We start from the raw sequence: 20,909 nt of genomic DNA, 5'->3' as shown, positions 1-20,909 counted from the left end.
GCCGCCCCGCACAGGGGCAACACCAATATACCGACATGAAAACAAGGAAAGGCCAACGCGCCAAGCGCGTCCAATGTGGCCAACGCGGCCGACGCGCCAAACGCGTCCAACGTGGCCATCGGGCCCATCGCCCCCCCAAAAAAACTCCCTCAAAATGGAAACTGCCGCTGCCCCATCTGCACGGTAATCCACTTCAATTCCGTCATCTCTTCCATCGAATAACGTCCACCTTCACGCCCCATACCGCTCATTTTCGTCCCACCGAACGGAACATGCGGCTCATCCGTGACGGTCGTATCATTTATATGCACCATACCGGCCTCGATCCGCATCGCCAGCGAGAACGCCTTCTGCAGATCATTCGTAATAATGCCGGAAGAAAGCCCATACGCCGTATCGTTGGCCACGCGCAGCGCCTCCTCGGCATCCGCCACGCGAATCAGCGATGTCACCGGACCGAAGCTCTCTTCTTCATAGATCCGCATCTGCGGCGTCACGTCGGCGAGAATCGTCGGCGCATAGAAATTCTCATGATGCGTGCCACCAAGAAGCAAGCGGGCGCCCTTGTCGACCGCATCCTGAACGTGCCCATCAATCACACCGCACTGCGTGCGACGAATCAGCGGACCAACCACGGTCGCAGGATCACGCGGGTCGCCAACCTTGTACGTCTTCGCACGCGCAACGAATGTTTCAGCGAACGCATCATAGACCGGCGCCTCGACAATGATGCGCGAGTTCGCCATACACACCTGCCCCTGATGAAAAAAGATCCCGAAGCAGGCTGCGCGCACCGCATAATCGAGATCGGCGTCCCGCAACACGATGAGCGGATTCTTGCCGCCCATCTCGAGTGTGACCTTCTTCATCTGCCTGGCCGCTTCAACCGCGAGCTGGCGACCGACACGCGTCGATCCCGTGAAGGTCAGCATGCGCACGCGCGGGTCTCTCATCAACACGTCGCCCACCACGTCTGCCGGTCCCGGCACGACATTGAGCACACCGGCAGGCAGCCCACCGCGCTCGAATAGCTCGGCGATCTTCAGCCCCGTCATCGGCGTTTCTTCGGAGGGCTTGAGAACGAAGGTGTTGCCCGCCGCGAGCGCGAGCACGACCTTCTTCATCGCCAGCCAGAACGGCGCATTAAACGGCGCGATGCCCGCGATCACGCCAAGCGGGCGCCGGATCGTGAAGCCGAACTGCCCCTGCGCGCTGTGCGGCAGCGTTTCGCCAAAGATGTGCCGCGCGTCGCCGGCGGCGCTGCGCAGCAGATCGATCCCGCTCATGACTTCGAACATCGCTTTCGGCACGGTCGAGCCGGACTCCTCGATGAGCACGTCGCGCACGTCGTCCACCATCGCGGCAAGCGCGTCTGCGCTGGCCAGCAAGATCTCGGCACGCTTCGAAACGAGCATGTCGGCCCATTCGTCTTTCACCCGGTGGGCGGCGTCCACGGCGCGCTGCGCGTCGCTGCGCGCGGCCTGGTGGATGGTCGCGAACAGTTCCCCGGTCGCGGGGTTGTAGTCGGGCAGTGTCTTTCCATCCGCGCCGGCGACCCACTCGCCGTCGATGAAAAGCTTGCCTTCGCGAACCAGGTCGCGCGGGGTGGTCTTGTCGTTCATGGCTTCAAGTCTCCTGATGAAGAGCGTGCTGCACGTTTAGTCGAGTGCTTTTATGGACCTTCTCTTGCGCGTTCACGTACTTCTGTTGAACCATTCGCGCGGCGACACACCCTGGTCGGGGCCGAGTATCGAGAATCCGCCGTCGACGGGAATATCCACGCCGGTGATCCACGACGCGGCCGTCGAGCAGAGAAACGCCACCGCCTGCGCGACCTCCTCGCCGCGGCCTACGCGGCCGAGCGGGTGCAGCCCCGCGCCAACGCGGTCCGCGCGTTCGATCGATCCATCGGCCAGTTGCGCGAGCGAGGGGGACCAGGTCCACGCGGGCGACACGGAGACCACGCGTATGCCGTCGGGAGCTAGCTCCACTGCGAGGTTGCGCGTCAACTGCAGCAGCGCCGCCTTCGATGCCGGGTAGAGTGCGCGTCCCGCTGCGCCGAACTTGCCGCCCGTGCTGCCGAGATTCACGATCACGCCGCCGCGCGGCAGGTGCGGCGCGGCTTTTTGCGCGAAGATCGCGGCGGAGACCAGATTCACGTTGAGGAGCCTCAGCCATTGGTCTCGCCCCGATGCAAGTCCGGAATCCGCGTAGCTGCATGCATTGTTGACGAGAAAATCCAGTTGTCCGAAGCAATCGAGCGTGGCCGAGATCGCACGGCCGATCTGTGCGTCGTCGGTGACGTCGGTTCGAACGAACAGCGCAGACTCGCCAATCGATTCGGCGACGGATCGCCCGGCGCCTTCGTCGAGGCCCAGCACGGTTACGCGTGCACCGCTGGCGGCGAGGCCGCGTGCGATGTCGGAGCCGAGTCCATGGGTGCTGCCGGTGACGATCGCGGTCTTGCCGGCCAGCAGATGGCCAGGCGTGGCGCTTTCGATGGGGTTCATGCCGGGCCTCCCTGTTCCGCGAGCGCCTGCTCGACGGTCGAGATCCCGGCCAGCAGGCGCATGTTCGTGAGCGATGCGCTATGAAGCGTGTGGGGCGCGGCGGCGCACGCATCGGCCGCGACCGTCACCTGGTAGCCGAGATCGACGGCGTGGCGGACGGTCATTTCGACGGTCGAATGCGTCGCGACCCCGGCGACGATCAGATGCCGCGCGCCCAGCTTCGACAAAATGAGCTCGAGCGGCGTACCAATGAAGCCACTCGTGCGCAGATGATGAACGACGTATTCGTTGGGCCGCTTGTCGTCGGGGCCGAGTCCCGCATGGAATTGCGCGCCCCAGCTGCCTTCCTGAACGGCGCCGGCTTGCGCTGTGCCGCGAAACAGCGGGCAGTTCTGGACGAGATCGGCGTAGTCGGGGCGGAACGCGATGCGGATATGCACGATCGGCAAGCCGGCGTGCCGCGCGCCCGCAAGCAGGGCGCCCGCGGCGGCGATCACGCGCTCGCGGGCGTCGTCGCCGGACGCGAAGCCGACACGAATGCGCCCGTCGGCGTGCAGCACGTCGTTCTGATAGTGCAGCGCGAGCACGGCCGTGCGCGGCTTGCCGCCTGGGCTGTCGCTCATATGAAGATCTCCAGGTTGGCGAACGTGTCGGTTGAGTCGACGAGGTCGACGCGCTTGAGATAGATCTTCCAGCCGCCGGCCGGCTGGCTTTCGAGCTTGTGCGTGACCAGACCCGAGAGCTGGCGCAGGCCGTTGCGCCATTCCGTGACGGCTAGCACGGAATGAACGATCAGGCGTCCTTCGCGATCGGTGCCGTCGATCATGACGTTGCCGACGATGCGGGCCGTTCGCGTGGGCGGTTGCTGCGACCAGTTGCGCGGGTTGGTGAGCCGTCGCACGCGGACTTCACGCATCGTCGCGTCTTCCCAGAACAACGAGATGTGATCGCGCGGGCTGGTCTGGTCGGGTTGGTGGGGAACCCAGTACATGCCGTCGGGCGTCCACAGGTCGAGCCAGTCGTCGAAATTGCGCGTATCGAGCAGGCGCGCCTCGCGATAGAGGTACTGCTCGATCTCGACGCGCAGTGCGTCGTTGACCTGAATCGTTTGGACCGCCGCGGTGGAGGCATCGAGAGTGGGAGAGAACAGCATTATTCGATTCCTTTTCCGGAGCCGGCCTGGCCGACCATGAAGCGCTTCCATGCCGCGAACTGATTTCGCATCGGCAGCTCGCTCGTGCCGTTGGTCGAGACCATGCCGTTCTCGACCTCCCGGTCGGTGCCGGCGTAGCGATGCATGCTGATCCAGTCGCCGCCGTTCGTCTGGTTGCCTTGCTGGCAGCGCGCATAGACCTCGACGTCGTCCGGCATCACGTTGGACGAAGGAGAATTGATTGCGTTGGCGTACACCAGCGCGCGCTCGAACACGGATTCCGGCGCGCCCTTCAGTCTGAACAGCTGGATCTCGACGAGCGTGCGATCGACCGATAGCGGACGGATCACGCGGAATTGCTGGAATACGGTGTGTGGCGATCCACTGCCGTAGATCACGGTGTTGTGACGGTTCATGCCCATGATTTCGCGTGCGCGGGTTTCTCCGTGCACTTGCGAGAGTGAGGCGAAGTGTTCGGCCGCTACCGGGTCGCGCGTCGCGGCGGAAGGATCGAAGATCCCTTCCATGTAGCCGTGCCCGTTCTCGTAGGCGCGCAGTTCGAGTTTTTCCCAGAATTCGTACGGTTCGCCGTTGCCTTCGAGAATCAGCAGCTCGAAGGGCATCGAGCCAATCTGGTCGGCCTGTGCCCGCGCGGACGACGCGGACGACTCGTGCGTGACCGGCGCGTGCATCGTGTCGTGCAGGTTTTCGTAGAAGACCTTCCAGTTGGAGCGTTGCTGCACGCGGAACACGCCGCCGGCTACCTCGACTTCGCCAACGGGCGAGCGGTCGCACAGATTGTCGATGGACGATGCGACGCCGTTCAGGAAGGTCGCCAGATCGGGGCCGTCGTGCGACTGGCTGGCGAAGACGAAACCACGATAGTGGGCGACGCGCGCCACCTTGCGCATCGAGAAGTCGGGATGCTTGGGATCGAAGCAGGTGTTGTGCAGCCCGTTGCGCAGCGGTGCGGACAAATGGGTGCCGTCGAGCTTGAAGGTCCACGCATGATAGGGACAACGGAAGAATTTTCCGGCTGTGCCATCTCCGTCCGGGACGACTTTTGCGCCCTTATGCGGGCAGCGGTTGTACACCACGTGAATGTTGCCGTCCGACGCGCGCACCATGATCACATCCTGATTGCCGATGCGCGTCGTGTGGTAGTCGCCGGTTTGCTTGACCTGGCTCTCGTGGCCCACATAGATCCACGCTTGCCCGTAGATGCGCTCCATTTCGAGTTCGAAAATATGCGGGTCGGTATAGACACGCTTGTGCACGCTGTCTGGACGAACCAGGCTGGCGATGAGTTCATCGGAAAGAGTCATGAAACCTCGCTCAAAGAGGAGTGGATTTATAGATCGAGCACGAGCCGCGCGGATTTCGCGCGTGACACGCAAGGGCAGAAGTCGCCGCGATCGCGGTCTTCGTCGGACAGGCAGATGTCGCGGTGATCGGCCTCGCCGGACAGCACGCGTGTGACGCAGACGCCGCAATCGCCGCGGCGGCAGTCGAAGACCGGGTCGAGGCCGGCCCCGATCATTGCGTCCAGGATGCTTTGCGTTTCGGGCACATGCAGGGTGACGCCGCTCGCTGTCAGTTCGACTTCGAAGCCGGAATCGGCGCCCGCCGCCGGCGTGGCGCTAAACAGTTCGCAATGCAGATGGTCGTTGGGCCAGCCATTTTGGCGCGCCTGTTCGAGAACGGCATGGATGAAACCGGCGGGCCCGCATACGTAGAGATGGCGGTCCTTTTGCGGTGCTCCAATCGTGGTTTCAAGCGGCATGCCGTTCGACGGGTTGCCGCCGTCGAACCAGCAGGTGGCTCGCGCCAGCGCGCGCACTTCGTCCGCATAGGCCATCGCGCCCGGCTCGCGCGCCGCATAGTGCAGGTCATACGGGCGGCCTGCACGTTCGAGCGAGCGGGCCATCGAAAGGATCGGCGTGATGCCGATGCCGCCCGCGATCAGCAGGCAGCTTCGCGCAGCGTCGTCGAGCGGGAAATCGTTTTGCGGCGGCGTCACATCGAGTTCGTCGCCAACCTGCAGCCGATGCACCCAGATCGAGCCACCCGTGCCGCCTGGCTCGAGTTGCACGGCGATTTCATAGGCCTCGGCGTGATCGGTTGCATTGACGAGCGAGTAGGCGCGCCGCTGGCTGCGCCCGTCGATCGGAATCCGCAGCCCGATATGTGCGCCGGCTTCGAAGCCCGGCAACGGCGCGCCGTTGGCGCAAACGAGCCACAGGCGCCGGATGGCGGGCGTCAGGGTATCGATGCGAGAAACACGCATCCGCATCGTCGTCATTTACGAACCTCCGTGGAAAGCTCATACCGGAATTGGCTGTGAAATGACTGTAGATCGACATGCGGATGCCCATTGGCCGCCAAGCGCAGCCGCTATACGAAAGCCGCAACTTTGTCGAAAGCGCGGGCGCTGCCGTGGACGCTCCGTTGCGCGGCGCGCGCTACGCGATGCGTGCCTGCACGCGGCGCAAGGTCTCCGAAGGCGTTTCGCCATAGGTTTCGCGGTACGCGCTCGCGAAGCGGCCGAGATTGGCGAACCCGCAGGCGAGCGCGATATCGCCAACGCGCGCGTCGACATCGGCCTTCATCAGCATCTCGCGGGAGCGCTCGATGCGCGCCGTTCGCACGAGCTGCATGGGCGACGTGTTGCGCAAACGCTTGAAGCCGTGCAACAGCGTGCGCACCGGAATACCGGCCGCGTCGGCGATATCCGTGAGCGTCAGCGGCTCGCACGCATGTTCCGCGATATAGGCTTCCGCGCGCCGAAGCGTGCGCGGCAGCACCGCGGTCGACGGACGATCGGCGCTCGAATGCGGATGCCCGCACAGCAGCAGCGTGACGAGCAGCCGCTCGATGTCGAGCGCGAGATGGCGGTTCTGCTGGGCGAGCGCCACGGTTTCGGGCGAGGTCGCCAGCATGCGCAGCTGCGCGAGCAGCGGCGCGATCTGGGGGCGCGCGAGGTCGATGGTCGGCTCCATGCTCAGCCGCTCGTAGCCGGAATGGGCAAGCAGCGCATGCTTGTCCACGCGCACGAAGAATTGCTCGCAGTCGCCGGAGAAGATGCCGTCGAAGCGCATGGACGGAGAGACGACGATGCCCTGTGTGGGGCTGAGCATGACCCGCCGGCCGCCGACCGAGACGTCCGCATAGCCGTCGAGACTCATCAGCAGCAGGAAATAGTCCGATATCTCCCCGGCGTCCACGCGCATCGGACTCGCGTAGCCCAGCGAGCCGAATGAGAGATTGTCGAAGCGCACGTAGTTCATATACGATGCCTTGCGCCCCGCGCGCCCGGGGCCCGGTGTCAGCCGGTGCGGCTGCAGCACCGAGGCGATCCGCTCGCAGGTGTCTTCGAGGTCGGCCGATTCGAAGTAGCGGTATTGGCGCAGCGCGCTGGGCTCGATCTGCAAGGCGGTGGGCTGCATGGCTGGAGTTCCTTGTTGACTTCGCGTTTTCGACGAAGGTCGCGCACGCTTCGCGCGACGGCTGAATGGTCCAAAAATAAGCATCCGGAATTTTTTTCACATTTGCGGATTGCGCCAAAAGGACGATAGACTGCGCCAATCAGGCGGCGGGGAGACGGAAATAGCATAATGAAGAAAGTCGTGTTCGATGGGAATATCCCCATCATTCGCAGCGCGCTTCTCGGTCCGCTCGTGCGCGTACTCGAGCAGTCTGGACTGGATGCCGATGGCCTGCTGGCCGAGTTCGGCATGTCGCGGCGCCTGCTATCCAACCCCTACGAAATTATCCCTTTCTCGCGCTATGCCGCGGCCTTTCAACAGCTTGCGCAATTGCTCGACGAGCCCTCACTCGGGCTGCGGCTCGGCAGCGAGCTGCAACTGACCGAGCTCGGGCCGGCCGGCCTCGTGTTTCTTTCGTCGCCGAATTTGCGCACGGCCATTCGTAATTTCTCTCGCGCGCTCGCCTCCTGGCAAAGTGGCACGATCTGCGAGCTGCATTCCGAAGGCGAGTGGGCGACATGGGTGTATCGGGTATCGAATCACGCCATCTGGCCGCGCCAGCAGGATTCGGATTACACGCTCTCGACGATGTGCAACATGATTCGCTTCGTGCTGGGCGCGGAATGGAATCCGGTCGAAGTGCACTTCGAGCACGCCGAGCGCCCGAACAGCCGTGCGTATGCACGCATCTTTCGCTGCGTCGTGCGCTTCGAGCAGCCGTTCAACGGCGTGATGCTGCGCAAGCACGATCTCGACGCACCGTTGCGCACGGCGGACGTCAAGATGGCGAACATGATGGAGCGGCATGCCGCGGATCTGATCGAGCAGGCGTCGCTTGCCAGCAGTCTCGTCGATCAGGTCCGGGATCTCATCCAGCGGCGGCTCGCGCACGAGCGGCTGAGCCTGCCGGAAATCGCGAGCACGCTCGGCGTGTCGAACCGCACGCTGCAACGTTACCTGACTGCCGAGGGAACGTCGGTGCGGCAGATCGTTCGCGAAGTACGGATGCAGCAGGTCGCGAGCCTCGAGTCTCGCGACGGGCTGACCAATGGCTCGATCGCGCAAGCCGTAGGCTACGCGGATGCGACCGTGCTGTGGCGCGCCAAGCGCAGATGGGGCGCCGAGTAACGCGCTCGGCCGAGCCCTCACGGGACTGGCGCAATTGATCGAAAGATTGGCGCCGTTGGTGAATCTGGCCAAATTTTTCTCTTACTACCATCCGCTCTGACTTCTGCGTTGTGCAGATGAGGCGAGGCGGGGATGCGGCGAGCGCATCCCCGGCGTATCGATCTTGTAAGTCAACCGAGCGGGGCGGGGATGAAAGAGAGCTACTCGTTGAGTGACATTGCCGAAGACAATTCGGATGTCGAATTGAGGCGAAACACGCTGGGCGTATGGAAAGTCGTCTTTCTCGTGGTGTCCGCCGCCTCGCCATTGAGTGCGATGCTGGGCGCCGTGCCGCCGGCGGTCAGCCTCGGAAATGGCGCGGGCGTGCCCGGCGCGTACGTGATCGCCGGCCTGATCCTGCTCGTGTTCAGTGTCGGCTATGCGGCGATGAGCCGGCACGTGGTCAGGGCCGGGGCATTCTATGCATACATCACGGCGGGCTTCGGCCGGCCGTTCGGGGTGGCGGGCGCGCTGCTCGCGCTGGCGTCGTACAGCGTCCTGCAGATCGCGCTCTATGGCTTGTTCGGCTTCTTTTGCACGGTCGTGCTGTCGCCCGTCTTGCATAGCGGCTTGCCCTGGTATGGCTACTCGCTGCTGTGCCTCGCGGCGGTACAGGTCATCGGCGTGCGCGGCATCGACCTGAACAGCCGGCTGCTGGGCCTGTTGATGATCCTCGAAATGGGCATTCTACTGCTGCTGAGCGTGGCGATCATGCGGCACGGCGGCGGCCCGCAGGGTTTGTCGCTCGCGCCGTTCTCGCCGGGCGTGGTGCTCAGCGGGCATCCCGGCATCGCAATCATGTTCGCGCTTGCCTCGTTCATCGGCTTCGAGGCGACCGCGATCTACGGCAAGGAATGCGACCGGCCGGACGTGGCGGTGCCGCGCGCGACCTACATCTCGGTGCTGCTCATTCAGATCTTCTTCGCCTTCGTGACTTGGGCGATCGTATGCGCGTACGGCACGGCGAACGTCGTGAGCGTCGCGAACGAGCACCCCGGCGAGTTCTGGTTCATTCAGTCATCGAAGCATCTTGGCGCGGCGATGACGACGACGATGAGCTTCCTGCTGATCAGCAGCATCTTCGCGAGCCTGCTCTCGTTCCACAACACGCTCGTTCGCTACATTCACTCGTTGAGTATCGAAGGCATCCTGCCGGCGTGGCTCAAGCGCACGCATCCGAAATTCGGCTCGCCCCATATGGCGAGCTATCTGCAGACGTTCTCCGTGCTCGTGCCGCTCCTGCTGTTCATCCTGGCCGGCAGCGACGTGTTCGGCGTCGTGTTCAGCTGGGATGTCGCGTTCGGCACGATCGGCATTGTGGCGCTTCAGGCGCTGACGAGCTTCTCGATCATGCTGTATTTCCTGCGCACGCGAAAGGATACGCGGGTGTGGCATACCTTCGTTGCGCCGCTGCTCGGCGGGATCGGGCTCGCCAGCGTGGGCTGGATTCTCGCCCGCAATCTCGACGTGTTCAGCGGCTCCAATAGCGCCATCGTGCAGTCGTTTCCGCTGATGATCGCGGCGATCTTCGTGATCGGTGTCGTGATCGGCATCGTGCTGCGCAAGACGAAGCCGGAAGTCTATCGACGCTTCGGACAGTGAACGGCCAGGCGCCGGTGTGCATTCAATAGAGGAGTGGGAAAAGATGATTGAGCATGAAATGAACACGGATGCCGAGAACGACATTCGCATGGCGGACGTCCGCAATCACTTCCATCCGGTGACGAACCCGCAGACGCTGGAGCGGCTGGGGCCGGCAATCGTCAGCGAAGGCGAAGGCATTCGCGTGCGGATCGACGGGAAAACGTATATCGACGGATTCTCCGGGCTCGGCTGCGTCAACGTTGGCTACGGCAATCAAACGCTGTGCGACGCCGCCTACGCCGCCATGAAGCGTCTGTCGTTCTGCCACAGCTTTCTGTCGCAAAGCAATGAGCATGCGGCGCTGTTGTCGGCAAAACTGGCCGAGCTGACGAACGGCGAATTCGAAAAATTCTTTTTCGCCTCGACCGGCTCGGATGCCAACGAGTCGGTGGTGAAGCTTGCCTGGTATTACTGGCGGCTCAGGGGGCAGCCAAAGCGCAAGATCTTGCTCTCGCGCGAATACGCGTATCACGGCAATACCGTGGTGGCGACGGCGCTAACCGGGATCGGCCATTACCACCATCAGTTCGATTTGCCGTTGAAAGGCCTCGTTCATCACGTGAATGCGTCGTACGGCTACCGCTGTGGAGAAGGTCTGACGCCGCTCGAGCAGGGGCGGGCCGCCGCGGCTTCGCTCGAGAACAAGATTGTCGAGCTCGGCGCGGAGAATATCGCTGCGTTTTTCGTCGAGCCGATTCAGGGGGCGGGCGGCATCATCATGCCTTCGGAAGGGTATCTGCAGGCGGTACAGGAAATCTGCAACCGCTACGATATTCTGCTGGTGGCCGATGAAGTCGTGACCGGTTTTGGCAAAACGGGTGCGATGTTCGCCTGGCAGCACTACGGATTCAAGCCCGATATCCTGAGTTTGGCGAAAGGTATTACGTCCTCCTATTTTCCGCTGTCCGCAGTTGGCTTGAGCAAGCGGGTCGCTGCCGTCTTCGCCGGGGCGGACGAGGATTTCGAGCATGGCTTCACGAACAGCGGCCATCCCGTGGCGGCAGCCGTCGCCCTGGCGAATATCGACGTGATCGAGCGCGAGAAGCTGCTCGAAAACGTGACGGCCACCATCGGCCCGACCTTGCGCAAGTGGATGGAGCGGTTCGCGAAGCATCCCTCGGTGGGCGAAGCGCGCTCGGTGGGCGTCATTGCCGCGCTGGATTTTTGCTGGGGCGATTCGGAGGCTGAGCAAGCGGCATTCTGCGAGCGAGTCGGGCACGAGGCATTCAACAACGGATTGATTACGCGCCCGATCGGGCCGGTGCTCGGCCTGATGTTTCCGTTGATCACGAACGCCGCCGAGCTCGAATCCAGCATGACGATGCTCGAGCGCGCGATCGAGACCGTTTTTTCGGAGCTGCGAACCGAAATGCCGACCTGAGATTGCAGGGGCACGGCAGGGGGGCGTTGGGGAGGAGCGGCGGCTTGGCGCTTGCCCAGCCCCCCTGTTTCGACCACGAGTGGGCGGCCGGCATGAATTGGGGAAACTCCTGGACCGGATGCCTGAACGCGACAGATTTAACAAAGTTAGAATGAAGTCTCTAAATTGACCAGCGCGTCGGCGTGCTGGCGGCGGCGCTTTCCGGCTGCTGTGGACGCCGACTATTGGCCGCCGTGGCAACGGCCAGGCTGCTGGTGCGAAACGGGAGACGATGCGTGAATGTTCCTGAAAGAAAGTCATTTGCCACCACGCCGGAATCCAGCGCGAACGCCTTGCCCGCCCTGGCCGGCTCCGCTGCGTCTGCAGCGGCTCCAGATCCGCAACAGCGACGACGCCCCTATCGAGGGCGTTGCGTAATGCCCGGATAGCCCGGATAGCCTGGATAGCCAGCGTCCGTCGCGCCTCGCTGCGCTCTGTCGACAGTGCTGACATGCAGCCGCGGCTGCATGCGATCCCCCATTCTGATTTTGGCTTCCCCGATGGGAGGTATTGACATGTTGAGTCCACACGAGCTTGCTACCTTGATGCTGGTGAAAAATGCGCCCGACCGGATCGAGCCGGACCGCATCGAGCTTGGCGCGTTACGCGAGCTTCAACTGATCGCCATCGAGCCGCCGGAATCGGGCGTGCCGCTTGCCCGCGTGACGCCGCGCGGCGACGCGCTGCTACGCGCGGTGTCACGTGTGCGTTAGGCACACGCCGGGTGTGCGCCAGGTAACGGACAACGTCCACGAGTCGAATTTATATCCAGGGTAGGCGCCAGCCCGTGCAAGAGGCCGGCGCTTGCGGGGTATCCAGGGAGGCTGATATGGACCAGGCGTGGCTGAACATGGCTGTCGCGGCGATCGTGCCAATCGTTCTTGTCGTGGCGGCAATTTCCATTCATCACCATCGCCGTGAGCGGCGGCGTGCCGATCTGCTGCGCAATCTCGATCATCACGATTGGTGCCGCTGGGTTCGGGTAAAACACTGAGGATCACGAAGCGTCAAGACGCAAGTGGCGGCTTTGTTGTTGGAGTGGCATTCATGCCACAAATGCGCTTTCGCCAATACGACGTCTCATCCCGAGACCGACGACGGGGATCTTTCGTGAGCTACGATTTCGCCGAAAAGGATCTGGCGCATATTCGCCATGTTCTTAGCCATCTGGAGCAGTCGGCTGCGGGCGCGCGCGTTTTTGAAACCGGCCCGATGGCCAGCCTCGACTATTGGCAGGCGAGAGTACGGGCGATCCTGGCCATGCCCATGCTGTCCACGCATGCGCAGAAGCAGGCCAAAGATCTGCTCGGGCGTCTGGAGCGGCTGAAGGACTTGCGCCGATGTGCAGCTGGCTCATGACGAGCCGCTGACCAGGCGCCAAACTAGTTTTGTCGCTACGGGACCGTGGCACACGTTGCGGCTATTGGCGAAGGTGCGGGCCTGACGAAGCAAGATCTCACGCTCACGCCCCGCACGCATGAATCAAAAACTGCTGCAACGCCGCTGCGGGGCCGCTCATCTGCGCGTCCTTCTGCCAGATCATGCCGGCCTCCATATGCGGAATCGCGTCGAGCACGGGCCGCGCCTCTATACGCTTGCCTTCTAGCGACCACGGGCGAAACACCATGTCCGAGAGCACCGTCACGCCAAAGCCATGCGCGACTAGCCCGCGCAACGCTTCCATCGACGAGGTCCGGAACGCGATATTCGGCTTCACGCTTTTCTTCTTCCAGTAGCGCAGCGTCGACTGCTCGGCCTCGTCCACTGTAATCAGAATGTAGGGATGCGCCGCGATGTCCTTGAGCGACGGCGCGTCGATGCGCGCGAGCGGATGCGTGGGCGCCACCCACAGTTGCCGCCGCGAGCGGTTGAGCACGTGGCTGCCGAAGCGGCTCAGGCGCTCGACATTCGATAGCAGCACCACGCCGATATCCACCTCGCCGTTCAGGACCGCTTTTTCGATTTCGGGGCGCTCGCGGTCCTGCAGGTCGAAATCCACGAATGGGTAGGTGCCGCGAAAGCGCGCGAGCAATTCGGGCAGGAAATAGCCGAGCACCGTATAGGTCGCGGCAATGCGCACGGTTCCGCGCATGTCGTGCGCCCGAAACGGCGGTTTGTGCACCGCGTCACGCGCGGCGTCCAGCACGCGGCGGGCGTGGTTATAAAAATCCTGGCCGTCCGGCGTGAGCACGACGCCATGCGGCAGGCGCTCGAACAGGCGCGTGCCGAGCCCGCTTTCGAGCGCGAGCACGGCGTTGGTGATGGCCGATTGCGAGACGTGCTCGTTGGCCGCCGCCATCGAGAACTGGCCCGTTTGCGCTGCCGCCACGAAGTAGCGGAGCTGCCGCAGAGTGAGATCGAACGCCATCTGTTTTTCGCATATCAGAGTTGTCTATTTGTGATTTTACGATACGAATATGGCTTTCTATACTCGGCGGAAAACGATTATCCAGCGGAGACATACCCCATGAATGCGCGCGACCCCGTTGCACACGATATGACGACCGATACGCCGGCCACCCCGGTTTCGCTCGACGACAAGTACACGCTCGAACGCGGGCGCGTTTATATCAGCGGCACCCAGGCGCTGGTGCGCTTGCCGATGCTGCAGAAGGCGCGCGACCGCAAGGCGGGCCTGAACACTGCCGGCTTCATTTCCGGCTATCGCGGCTCTCCGCTGGGCGCGCTCGATCAGTCGCTGTGGAAAGCCAAGAAGCATCTGCACGAGAACGACATCGTGTTTCAGCCGGGCGTGAACGAGGATCTCGCGGCAACCGCCGTATGGGGCTCGCAGCAGGTCAACCTGTGGCCGGGCGCGACGCGCGACGGCGTATTCGGCATGTGGTACGGCAAGGGACCCGGCGTCGACCGCACCGGTGACGTGTTCAAGCATGCGAACTCGGCGGGCAGCGCCGCGCACGGCGGCGTGCTCGTGCTCGCGGGCGACGATCACGCGGCGAAGTCGTCCACGGTCGCGCATCAGTCCGAGCACGCGTTCATCGCGGCGGGCATTCCCGTGCTGTATCCCTCCAACGTGCAGGAATACATCGACTACGGTCTGCACGGCTGGGCGATGAGCCGCTACTCGGGCCTGTGGGTGGCCATGAAGTGCGTGACCGACGTGATCGAGTCCACGGCGTCGATCGACCTCGATCCTGAGCGCGTGGAGATCGTTACGCCGGACGACTACGCGATGCCCGCGGGCGGCCTCAATATCCGCTGGCCCGACACGCCGCTCGTGCAGGAAGCCCGTCTGCTGGACGAGAAATGGTATGCGGCGCTCGCCTATGTGCGCGCCAACAAGCTCAACCGCGTGGTGATCGATTCGCCGGCGCCGCGCTTTGGCATCATGACCGCGGGCAAGGCCTACCTCGACGTGCGCCAGGCGCTCAGCGACCTCGGCCTCGACGATGCAACGTGCGCGCAGATCGGCTTGCGCGTCATGAAGGTGGGCTGCGTGTGGCCTCTCGATGCGCAGGACGCGCGCGCGTTCGCGACTGGCCTGGAAGAGATCCTGGTGGTCGAGGAAAAGCGCCAGATTCTCGAATATGCGTTGAAGGAAGAGCTGTACAACTGGCGCGAGGATGTGCGCCCGAAGATCTACGGCAAATTCGACGAACGCGACAACGAAGGCGGCGAATGGTCGGTGCCGCGCGGCAGCTGGCTGTTGCCCGCGCATTACGAGCTGTCGCCCGCGCTCATCGCCAAGGCCATTGCGCGGCGGCTCGCACGCGCGGATCTGCCTGAAGAGGTGCGCGCACGCATGCTCGCGCGCGTTGCGATCATCGAGGCAAAGGAGCGTGAAGCGGCGAAGCCCCAGGTGAGCGTCGAGCGCAAGCCCTGGTTCTGCTCGGGCTGCCCGCACAACACCTCGACCAACGTGCCCGAAGGCTCGCGCGCGCTCGCGGGCATCGGCTGCCACTACATGTCGATCTGGATGGACCGCAAGACCGAGACCTTCAGCCAGATGGGCGGCGAGGGCGTGACGTGGATCGGGCAGATGCACTTTGCCGGCGACAAGCACGTTTTCGCGAACCTCGGCGACGGCACCTATTTCCATTCCGGATTGCTGGCCATTCGCGCGGCCATCGCGGCGAATGCCAACATCACGTACAAGATCCTTTATAACGATGCCGTCGCCATGACGGGCGGCCAGCCCATCGACGGCGTGCTGACCGTGCCGCAGATCGTGCATCAGGTGCACGCCGAAGGCGCGAAGCGCATCGTCATCGTCACGGACGAGCCAGAGAAATACGACTCGCGCGTCGTGTTGCCGACGGACGTGAAGGTTCATCACCGCGACGAGCTGGACGCCGTGCAGCGCATGCTGCGCGAAGTGCCCGGCACGACCGTGCTGATCTACGATCAGACTTGTGCCACCGAGAAGCGCCGCCGCCGCAAGCGCGGCACGTATCCCGATCCGGCACGCCGCGCCTTCATCAACGACGCGGTCTGCGAGGGCTGCGGCGACTGCTCGGTCCAGTCGAACTGCCTGTCCGTCGAGCCGCTCGAAACGCCGCTCGGCACCAAGCGCAAGATCAATCAGTCGTCGTGCAACAAGGACTTCTCGTGCGTGAAGGGCTTTTGCCCGAGCTTCGTGACGGCCGAAGGCGCGCAACTGCGCAAGCCGCAGGCCGCGCGTGCCGCAGCGGCGCCCGATTTCGACGCACTGCCGGCTCCCACGCTGCCTGCGCTCGCTCGCCCCTATGGCATCCTCGTCACGGGCGTGGGCGGCACGGGTGTGGTGACCATCGGCGGGCTGATCGGCATGGCCGCGCATATCGAGCGCAAGGGCGTGACCGTGCTCGACATGGCGGGCCTCGCGCAGAAGGGCGGCGCCGTGCTCAGCCACGTGCAGATCGCGTCCGCGCCCAACGCGCTGCATGCGACGCGCATCGCCACGGGCGAGGCGCGCCTCGTGATCGGCTGCGACGTGGTGGTGACGGCGTCCAACGATGTGCTCTCGCGCACGCAATACGGCGTGACGGTGGCCGCGGTCAACAGCGGTGCGACGCCAACGGCGGATTTCGTCCGGAATCCGAAATGGTCGTTCCCCGGCGCGCAAACGGAAGCGGGACTGCGCGAGAGCATCGGCGAGGGCTGTGCGTTCATCGACGCCAACGCGCTCGCACTGACGCTGCTCGGCGACACGATCTACAGCAATCCGTTGCTGCTGGGCTATGCCTGGCAGAAGGGCTGGCTGCCGCTGCAGCTCACGAGCCTGCTGCGCGCGATCGAGCTCAACGGCGTGGCGGTCGAGAAGAATCGCCTTGCGTTCAACTGGGGGCGCTATGTGGCGCAGCACGGCGACGCCGCTCTCCAGGCGCATGCCAAGCGCGCGCCGCAAACGATCGTGGTGCGCATGCCCGAGTCGCTCGACACGGTGATCGCCTCGCGCGAAGCCTTGTTGACGGCATATCAGAACGCGGACTATGCGCAACGCTATCGCGGCGTGATCGACCGTATTCGCGCGAAGGAAATGCAGGCCACCGGCAATGCGAAGCTGCCGCTCACGCGCTCGGTTGCCGTGAATCTCGCGAAGCTCATGGCCTACAAGGACGAATACGAAGTCGCTCGCCTGTACGCCGATCCGGCCTACCTCGCGAAGCTGCGCGAGCAATTCGAGGGCGAGCCGGGCCGCGATTACAAGCTGAGCTTCTACCTCGCGCCGCCGTTGCTCGCGAAACGCGATGAACAGGGCCGCATGCAGAAGCGGAAGTTCGGTCCGTGGGTGCTCCCGGCTCTGCGCGCGCTTGCACGCATGAAGGGTCTGCGCGGCACGGCGCTGGACGTGTTCGGCCGCACGGAAGAGCGGCGCGGCGAGCGCCAGTTGATTGCCGACTACATCGCGCTGGTCGACGAATTCTGCGCGACGCTCGATGCCGAACGGCTCCCCATGGCGCTCAAGCTGGCCGGCATCCCCGACGACATTCGCGGCTTCGGGCACGTCAAGGAGAACAACGTCCGCGCCGCGGCCAGCAAGCGCGAGCAACTGCTGCGCGAGTACCGCACGCCGGCGCGCATGGCCGCCAGTGCTTAAGGACGTGTAAGCAGCACGCATAAGCCGTGCGATGTCCCTCTCGCCGCAAGACGTTCCGCCGGCGAGAGGGACAGATTGAGAATGCTCGATGTTGTCCCGCCTTCAAGGGAAAACCATTGGTCGTTAACATCAGACGTCTGATGTAAATTGACGCCCAATGCGGTTGACGCCCAACGCGGCTACCCGGGGAGCCCATGCGTGCGGGCGTCGATCAGTCGATGAGCGAGCGCATCCAGAATTGGCTTCTGGCAACGCTGCGCGAGCGTGCGTTCAAGCCAGGCGACCCCATTCCCAGCGTCCACTTTCCGCACAGGAAAACCCATGCACTTCGAGGCTTTCAGCTCTTCCGAACTGGCGGCATACCTGAGGGGTATTCCAGCCGTCCACGCACGGCTTGGCGACGACAGCGAACTGCAGGTCGTCGAAGTGGGCGACGGCAACCTGAACTACGTTTACTTCGTGAGCAGCGCGCGCGATCCGCAGCGCAGCGTGGTCGTCAAGCAGGCGCCGCCGTTCCTGCGGCTCGTGGGCGAAAGCTGGCCGCTGCCGCGCGAGCGCATGGAGCGCGAAGTGGCCGCGTTGCGCCGCTTCGGCGCGTTGTGCCCGCAGCACGTGCCGCGCGTCTATCACGCCGACAGCGAGAGATTCCTCATCGTGATGCAGCGGCTCGCTTCGCATCGCGTGCTGCGCCAGGGGCTCATCGACGGCATCGTGTATCCGCATCTGGCCGATCACGTCTCCACGTTTCTCGCGCGCACGCTGTTTCATGGCTCCGACCTGTATCTCGCGCCCGATGCGAAGAAGGCGGCCGTGGGCGGCGACATCAACACCGAGTTGTGCCGGATTACCGAGGATCTCGTCTTCACGTTTCCGTTCGAAGACGACCCGTCGAACGTGTATAGTCCTGCGCTGCCGGCTGCGGCGCTCGAGCGGCTGCGCACGCACGAGCCGCTGCGCCGCGCCGCGGGCGAGATGAAGTGGGCCTTCATGAACCATGCGGAAACGCTCGTGCACGGCGATCTGCATACGGGCTCGATCATGGCGAACGAGCGCGAGACCTATGTGATCGATCCCGAGTTCGCTTTTTATGGGCCAATGGGATTCGACACGGGCGCGTTCATCGCGAACCTGTTGCTGGCCTGCTATGCGCGCGAGTGGCACGACCGCGTGGCGGGCCGCGACCCTGTCGTGTATCAGCGCTGGCTGCTCGAGCAGGTCGTGCGGGTATGGAACGGCTTTGCGCAGAAGTTCGCGGGCCTCTGGCGCGTGCATGAGCGCGAGACCGGGCGCGCGTATATTGGCGGCCCCGCCGATACGCATGCCGCCGAGGCGTTTCGCGAAGACTTCATGCGGCGGCTGCTGGCGGACACGCTCGGCTTCGCGGGCTGCAAGATGATCCGGCGCATCGTCGGCATGGCGAAGGTCGCGGAGATCACCGGCATCAAGGACGAAGCCGTGCGCGCGCGGGTAGAAGTGCGTTGCCTGCGGCTTGCCGAGGCGCTGCTCGTGCAGCGGCGCGAACTGGCTTCGATCGAGGCCGTCACCGCGCTGGCGGCCCAGCTACTCGCGCAACCGGTGGACGCGTGAGCGCGCCGGCGTAAGCGGCACAGACACGAACAATGCGCCGCGCAAGCGGCATGGTCCGGCGTACCGGCATTCACGGAGAACGTATGGCGTTGCAGCCGCACACATCGAATCTTCCGCCCACCCTCGAGTGGCGCGACGAGACCCTTTATCTGCTCGACCAGACGCGCCTGCCGCTCGAGTGCGTGGTCGAGGCGACCGGGACTGTCGAGGCGGTCTGGCGCGCGATACACGAGCTGCGCGTGCGCGGCGCGCCGGCGATTGGCGTTGCCGCGGCCTATGGGCTGTGCGTGGCGATGCAGCCCGAGCGGCAGGCGCCGCGCGGCGCATTCCTCGCGCGGCTCGAACAGCACGCCGCGTATCTGGACAGCGCGCGGCCGACGGCGGTGAATTTGCGCTGGGCGCTCGAGCGCATGCTCGCGCATGCGCGGGGCGCCGAGGCCCGCACGGGAGCAGAGGTCTACGAGGCGCTGGTGGCCGAGGCAACGCGCATTCATCATGAGGATATCGAACTATGTGCAAAGATCGGTGAGCATGGCCGCTCGCTGATCAAGGCGGGTAGCGGCGTGCTCACGCACTGCAACGCCGGCGCGCTCGCAACGACAGGCATCGGCACCGCTACGGCGCCGCTTTATTGCGCGCATCGCGATGGCGTGCCGTTTCGCGTCTATGCCGACGAGACGCGGCCGCTCCTGCAAGGCGCGCGGCTCACCGCGTACGAGTTGCAGCAGGCCGGGCTCGACGTCACGCTGATCACCGACAGCATGGCGCCCACGCTCATGGCGCAGGGGCTGATCGATCTCGTGATCGTGGGCACCGACCGCGTGGCCGCGAACGGCGACGTGGCCAACAAGATCGGCACGCTCGGCGTGGCAATCGCGGCAAAGCATTTCGGCATCCCGTTCTATGTGGCGTGCCCATCGTCCACGCTCGATTTGCGCACCGCGCGCGGCGCGGACATCGTGATCGAGGAGCGCGGCGCCGACGAGGTCGCGCAGTTCGCGGGCCGGCGCACCGCGCCCGAGGGCATCAAGGCGCGCAATCCGGCCTTCGACGTGACGCCGCACGCGCTCGTCACGGGCATCGTGACGGAGCTGGGAATCGTGTGCGCGCCCTTCGAAGATAATCTGGCGGCGCTGTTCCCCACGGGAGCGGCCGTATGAGCGGCGCAAGTGAAGAGGGCGCAGAGCGCCGCGCGGGCGAGACAGCGGCGCGCGCACGCGATACCCGCGCCGAAGCCGAATTGCGGCAGCAGATCGTCGATACCGCTCGCGAGATGGAGCGCCTCGGCATCAATCAGGGCACCTCGGGCAACGTGAGCGCGCGCTGGCATGACGGACTCCTCATTACGCCAAGCGGCGTGCCGTGCGCGGCGCTCACGCGAGAGCGCATCGTCTGGATGCCGCTCGACGTGCGTGAGGACGACCCGCTCTTCGAGGCGCAGCGTCCCTCTTCGGAGTGGCGCTTTCATCGCGACATCCTGCGCGCGCGGCCCGACGTGAACGCCGTCGTCCATACGCATTCCAATGCGGCGACGGCGCTTGCGATCCACGGCCGGGGCATTCCCGCGCATCACTACATGGTGGCCGCGGCGGGCGGCAATTCCATTCGCTGCGCGCCGTATGCGACCTTCGGCAGTCAGGCGCTTTCGGATCACGCGCTCGAAGCGCTGCACGAGCGGCTCGCCTGCCTGCTCGCGCATCACGGTGTCATTGCACTGGGGCGCGATCTGGCGCGGGCGCTGTGGCTCGCCAACGAGGTCGAGGTGCTGGCGAAGCAATATCTGCTCGCGTGCCAGCTCGGCGAGCCGCCGCTGTTGTCGGACGCGCAGATGGAGGAAGTCATCGAGAAGTTCAAGGGCTACGGCCCGCGCAAGTGAGCGGCGGCGCGCAGCATCGGCCACGCA

Annotated in this window: 18 protein-coding genes; 10 read left to right on the top strand and 8 right to left on the bottom strand. The window is 64.4% G+C overall.

The genetic code is table 11. The features are described from left to right. Positions 1-149: 149 nt before the first annotated feature. The 7 genes from EYW47_RS36205 to EYW47_RS36175 all read right to left on the bottom strand — a co-directional run bounded on the left by EYW47_RS36205 (position 150) and on the right by EYW47_RS36175 (position 7,109). The gene (locus tag EYW47_RS36205) at positions 150-1,622 is read right to left on the bottom strand and encodes an aldehyde dehydrogenase family protein (RefSeq protein WP_133199611.1); all 1,473 of its coding nucleotides are present in this window, start codon (positions 1,620-1,622) and stop codon (positions 150-152) included. A 72-nt stretch (positions 1,623-1,694) separates the two neighbouring features. Beyond that, positions 1,695-2,510: an SDR family oxidoreductase gene (locus EYW47_RS36200; protein WP_133199610.1), complete on the bottom strand. Its 816-nt coding sequence runs from the start codon at positions 2,508-2,510 to the stop codon at positions 1,695-1,697. Further along, complete coding sequence (locus EYW47_RS36195) at positions 2,507-3,133, bottom strand: cysteine hydrolase family protein (protein ID WP_133199609.1); 627 nt, start codon at positions 3,131-3,133, stop codon at positions 2,507-2,509. The genes EYW47_RS36200 and EYW47_RS36195 overlap by 4 nt, the downstream gene beginning before the upstream one ends. Beyond that, a complete protein-coding gene (locus EYW47_RS36190; RefSeq protein WP_133199608.1) occupies positions 3,130-3,663 on the bottom strand; it encodes an aromatic-ring-hydroxylating dioxygenase subunit beta in 534 nt (177 codons plus the stop codon). The genes EYW47_RS36195 and EYW47_RS36190 overlap by 4 nt, the downstream gene beginning before the upstream one ends. Beyond that, positions 3,663-4,988, bottom strand: coding sequence for an aromatic ring-hydroxylating dioxygenase subunit alpha (locus EYW47_RS36185; RefSeq protein ID WP_133199630.1), 1,326 nt, complete (start codon positions 4,986-4,988; stop codon positions 3,663-3,665). The genes EYW47_RS36190 and EYW47_RS36185 overlap by 1 nt, the downstream gene beginning before the upstream one ends. A 26-nt stretch (positions 4,989-5,014) precedes the next feature. After that, complete coding sequence (locus EYW47_RS36180; RefSeq protein WP_133199607.1) at positions 5,015-5,965, bottom strand: PDR/VanB family oxidoreductase; 951 nt, start codon at positions 5,963-5,965, stop codon at positions 5,015-5,017. A gap of 160 nt (positions 5,966-6,125) precedes the next feature. Then, positions 6,126-7,109 carry an AraC family transcriptional regulator gene (locus EYW47_RS36175; RefSeq protein WP_133199606.1) on the bottom strand — a complete coding sequence of 328 codons (984 nt, stop codon included), beginning with the start codon at positions 7,107-7,109 and terminating at the stop codon, positions 6,126-6,128. Between the two features lie 168 nt (positions 7,110-7,277). Between EYW47_RS36175 and EYW47_RS36170 the strand changes: the two genes are divergently transcribed. The 6 genes from EYW47_RS36170 to EYW47_RS36150 all read left to right on the top strand — a co-directional run bounded on the left by EYW47_RS36170 (position 7,278) and on the right by EYW47_RS36150 (position 12,738). Next, positions 7,278-8,276: an AraC family transcriptional regulator gene (locus EYW47_RS36170; RefSeq protein ID WP_133199605.1), complete on the top strand. Its 999-nt coding sequence runs from the start codon at positions 7,278-7,280 to the stop codon at positions 8,274-8,276. Positions 8,277-8,465: 189 nt separating this feature from the next. After that, entirely contained in the window at positions 8,466-9,917 is a 1,452-nt protein-coding gene (locus EYW47_RS36165; RefSeq protein WP_133199604.1) for an APC family permease, read from the top strand. 43 nt (positions 9,918-9,960) lie between these two features. Beyond that, positions 9,961-11,340, top strand: coding sequence for an aminotransferase family protein (locus EYW47_RS36160; protein WP_133199603.1), 1,380 nt, complete (start codon positions 9,961-9,963; stop codon positions 11,338-11,340). Positions 11,341-11,894: 554 nt separating this feature from the next. Continuing rightward, entirely contained in the window at positions 11,895-12,092 is a 198-nt protein-coding gene (locus EYW47_RS36155; RefSeq protein WP_133199602.1) for a hypothetical protein, read from the top strand. A 116-nt stretch (positions 12,093-12,208) separates the two neighbouring features. Then, positions 12,209-12,373 carry a hypothetical protein gene (locus EYW47_RS41165; RefSeq protein ID WP_165976774.1) on the top strand — a complete coding sequence of 55 codons (165 nt, stop codon included), beginning with the start codon at positions 12,209-12,211 and terminating at the stop codon, positions 12,371-12,373. Between the two features lie 116 nt (positions 12,374-12,489). Beyond that, a complete protein-coding gene (locus EYW47_RS36150) occupies positions 12,490-12,738 on the top strand; it encodes a hypothetical protein (RefSeq protein ID WP_133199601.1) in 249 nt (82 codons plus the stop codon). A gap of 103 nt (positions 12,739-12,841) precedes the next feature. Here the strand turns inward: EYW47_RS36150 and EYW47_RS36145 are convergent, their stop codons facing one another. After that, entirely contained in the window at positions 12,842-13,747 is a 906-nt protein-coding gene (locus tag EYW47_RS36145; protein WP_133199600.1) for a LysR family transcriptional regulator, read from the bottom strand. A 99-nt stretch (positions 13,748-13,846) separates the two neighbouring features. Here EYW47_RS36145 and EYW47_RS36140 point away from each other — a divergent pair, with 99 nt between their 5' ends. The 4 genes from EYW47_RS36140 (at position 13,847) to EYW47_RS36125 (ending at position 20,882) form a co-directional block, all read left to right on the top strand. Continuing rightward, positions 13,847-17,419, top strand: coding sequence for an indolepyruvate ferredoxin oxidoreductase family protein (locus EYW47_RS36140; RefSeq protein WP_133199599.1), 3,573 nt, complete (start codon positions 13,847-13,849; stop codon positions 17,417-17,419). A gap of 321 nt (positions 17,420-17,740) precedes the next feature. Beyond that, positions 17,741-19,006, top strand: coding sequence for an S-methyl-5-thioribose kinase (gene mtnK / locus EYW47_RS36135; protein WP_133199598.1), 1,266 nt, complete (start codon positions 17,741-17,743; stop codon positions 19,004-19,006). A gap of 83 nt (positions 19,007-19,089) precedes the next feature. Continuing rightward, positions 19,090-20,166, top strand: coding sequence for an S-methyl-5-thioribose-1-phosphate isomerase (mtnA, locus tag EYW47_RS36130; RefSeq protein WP_133199597.1), 1,077 nt, complete (start codon positions 19,090-19,092; stop codon positions 20,164-20,166). Beyond that, positions 20,163-20,882: an L-fuculose-phosphate aldolase gene (locus EYW47_RS36125; protein ID WP_133199596.1), complete on the top strand. Its 720-nt coding sequence runs from the start codon at positions 20,163-20,165 to the stop codon at positions 20,880-20,882. Before mtnA ends, EYW47_RS36125 begins: the two co-directional genes overlap by 4 nt. The last annotated feature ends 27 nt before the right edge of the window (positions 20,883-20,909 follow it).

The organism is Paraburkholderia silviterrae (assembly GCF_004353915.1).
Taxonomy (GTDB): domain Bacteria; phylum Pseudomonadota; class Gammaproteobacteria; order Burkholderiales; family Burkholderiaceae; genus Paraburkholderia; species Paraburkholderia silviterrae.
Note: the sequence above shows the minus strand (reverse complement) of the source record. Positions and strands in the feature narration are given on the sequence as shown.

What these genes read in the sequence shown, in the direction of transcription:
- EYW47_RS36205 (WP_133199611.1), bottom strand. Translation starts at nt 1,622, where the DNA reads ATGAACGACAAGACCACCCCGCGCGACCTGGTTCGCGAAGGCAAGCTT.
- EYW47_RS36200 (WP_133199610.1), bottom strand. Translation starts at nt 2,510, where the DNA reads ATGAACCCCATCGAAAGCGCCACGCCTGGCCATCTGCTGGCCGGCAAG.
- EYW47_RS36195 (WP_133199609.1), bottom strand. Translation starts at nt 3,133, where the DNA reads ATGAGCGACAGCCCAGGCGGCAAGCCGCGCACGGCCGTGCTCGCGCTG.
- EYW47_RS36190 (WP_133199608.1), bottom strand. Translation starts at nt 3,663, where the DNA reads ATGCTGTTCTCTCCCACTCTCGATGCCTCCACCGCGGCGGTCCAAACG.
- EYW47_RS36185 (WP_133199630.1), bottom strand. Translation starts at nt 4,988, where the DNA reads ATGACTCTTTCCGATGAACTCATCGCCAGCCTGGTTCGTCCAGACAGC.
- EYW47_RS36180 (WP_133199607.1), bottom strand. Translation starts at nt 5,965, where the DNA reads ATGACGACGATGCGGATGCGTGTTTCTCGCATCGATACCCTGACGCCC.
- EYW47_RS36175 (WP_133199606.1), bottom strand. Translation starts at nt 7,109, where the DNA reads ATGCAGCCCACCGCCTTGCAGATCGAGCCCAGCGCGCTGCGCCAATAC.
- EYW47_RS36170 (WP_133199605.1), top strand. Translation starts at nt 7,278, where the DNA reads ATGAAGAAAGTCGTGTTCGATGGGAATATCCCCATCATTCGCAGCGCG.
- EYW47_RS36165 (WP_133199604.1), top strand. Translation starts at nt 8,466, where the DNA reads ATGAAAGAGAGCTACTCGTTGAGTGACATTGCCGAAGACAATTCGGAT.
- EYW47_RS36160 (WP_133199603.1), top strand. Translation starts at nt 9,961, where the DNA reads ATGATTGAGCATGAAATGAACACGGATGCCGAGAACGACATTCGCATG.
- EYW47_RS36155 (WP_133199602.1), top strand. Translation starts at nt 11,895, where the DNA reads ATGTTGAGTCCACACGAGCTTGCTACCTTGATGCTGGTGAAAAATGCG.
- EYW47_RS41165 (WP_165976774.1), top strand. Translation starts at nt 12,209, where the DNA reads ATGGACCAGGCGTGGCTGAACATGGCTGTCGCGGCGATCGTGCCAATC.
- EYW47_RS36145 (WP_133199600.1), bottom strand. Translation starts at nt 13,747, where the DNA reads ATGGCGTTCGATCTCACTCTGCGGCAGCTCCGCTACTTCGTGGCGGCA.
- EYW47_RS36140 (WP_133199599.1), top strand. Translation starts at nt 13,847, where the DNA reads ATGAATGCGCGCGACCCCGTTGCACACGATATGACGACCGATACGCCG.
- mtnK (WP_133199598.1), top strand. Translation starts at nt 17,741, where the DNA reads ATGCACTTCGAGGCTTTCAGCTCTTCCGAACTGGCGGCATACCTGAGG.
- mtnA (WP_133199597.1), top strand. Translation starts at nt 19,090, where the DNA reads ATGGCGTTGCAGCCGCACACATCGAATCTTCCGCCCACCCTCGAGTGG.
- EYW47_RS36125 (WP_133199596.1), top strand. Translation starts at nt 20,163, where the DNA reads ATGAGCGGCGCAAGTGAAGAGGGCGCAGAGCGCCGCGCGGGCGAGACA.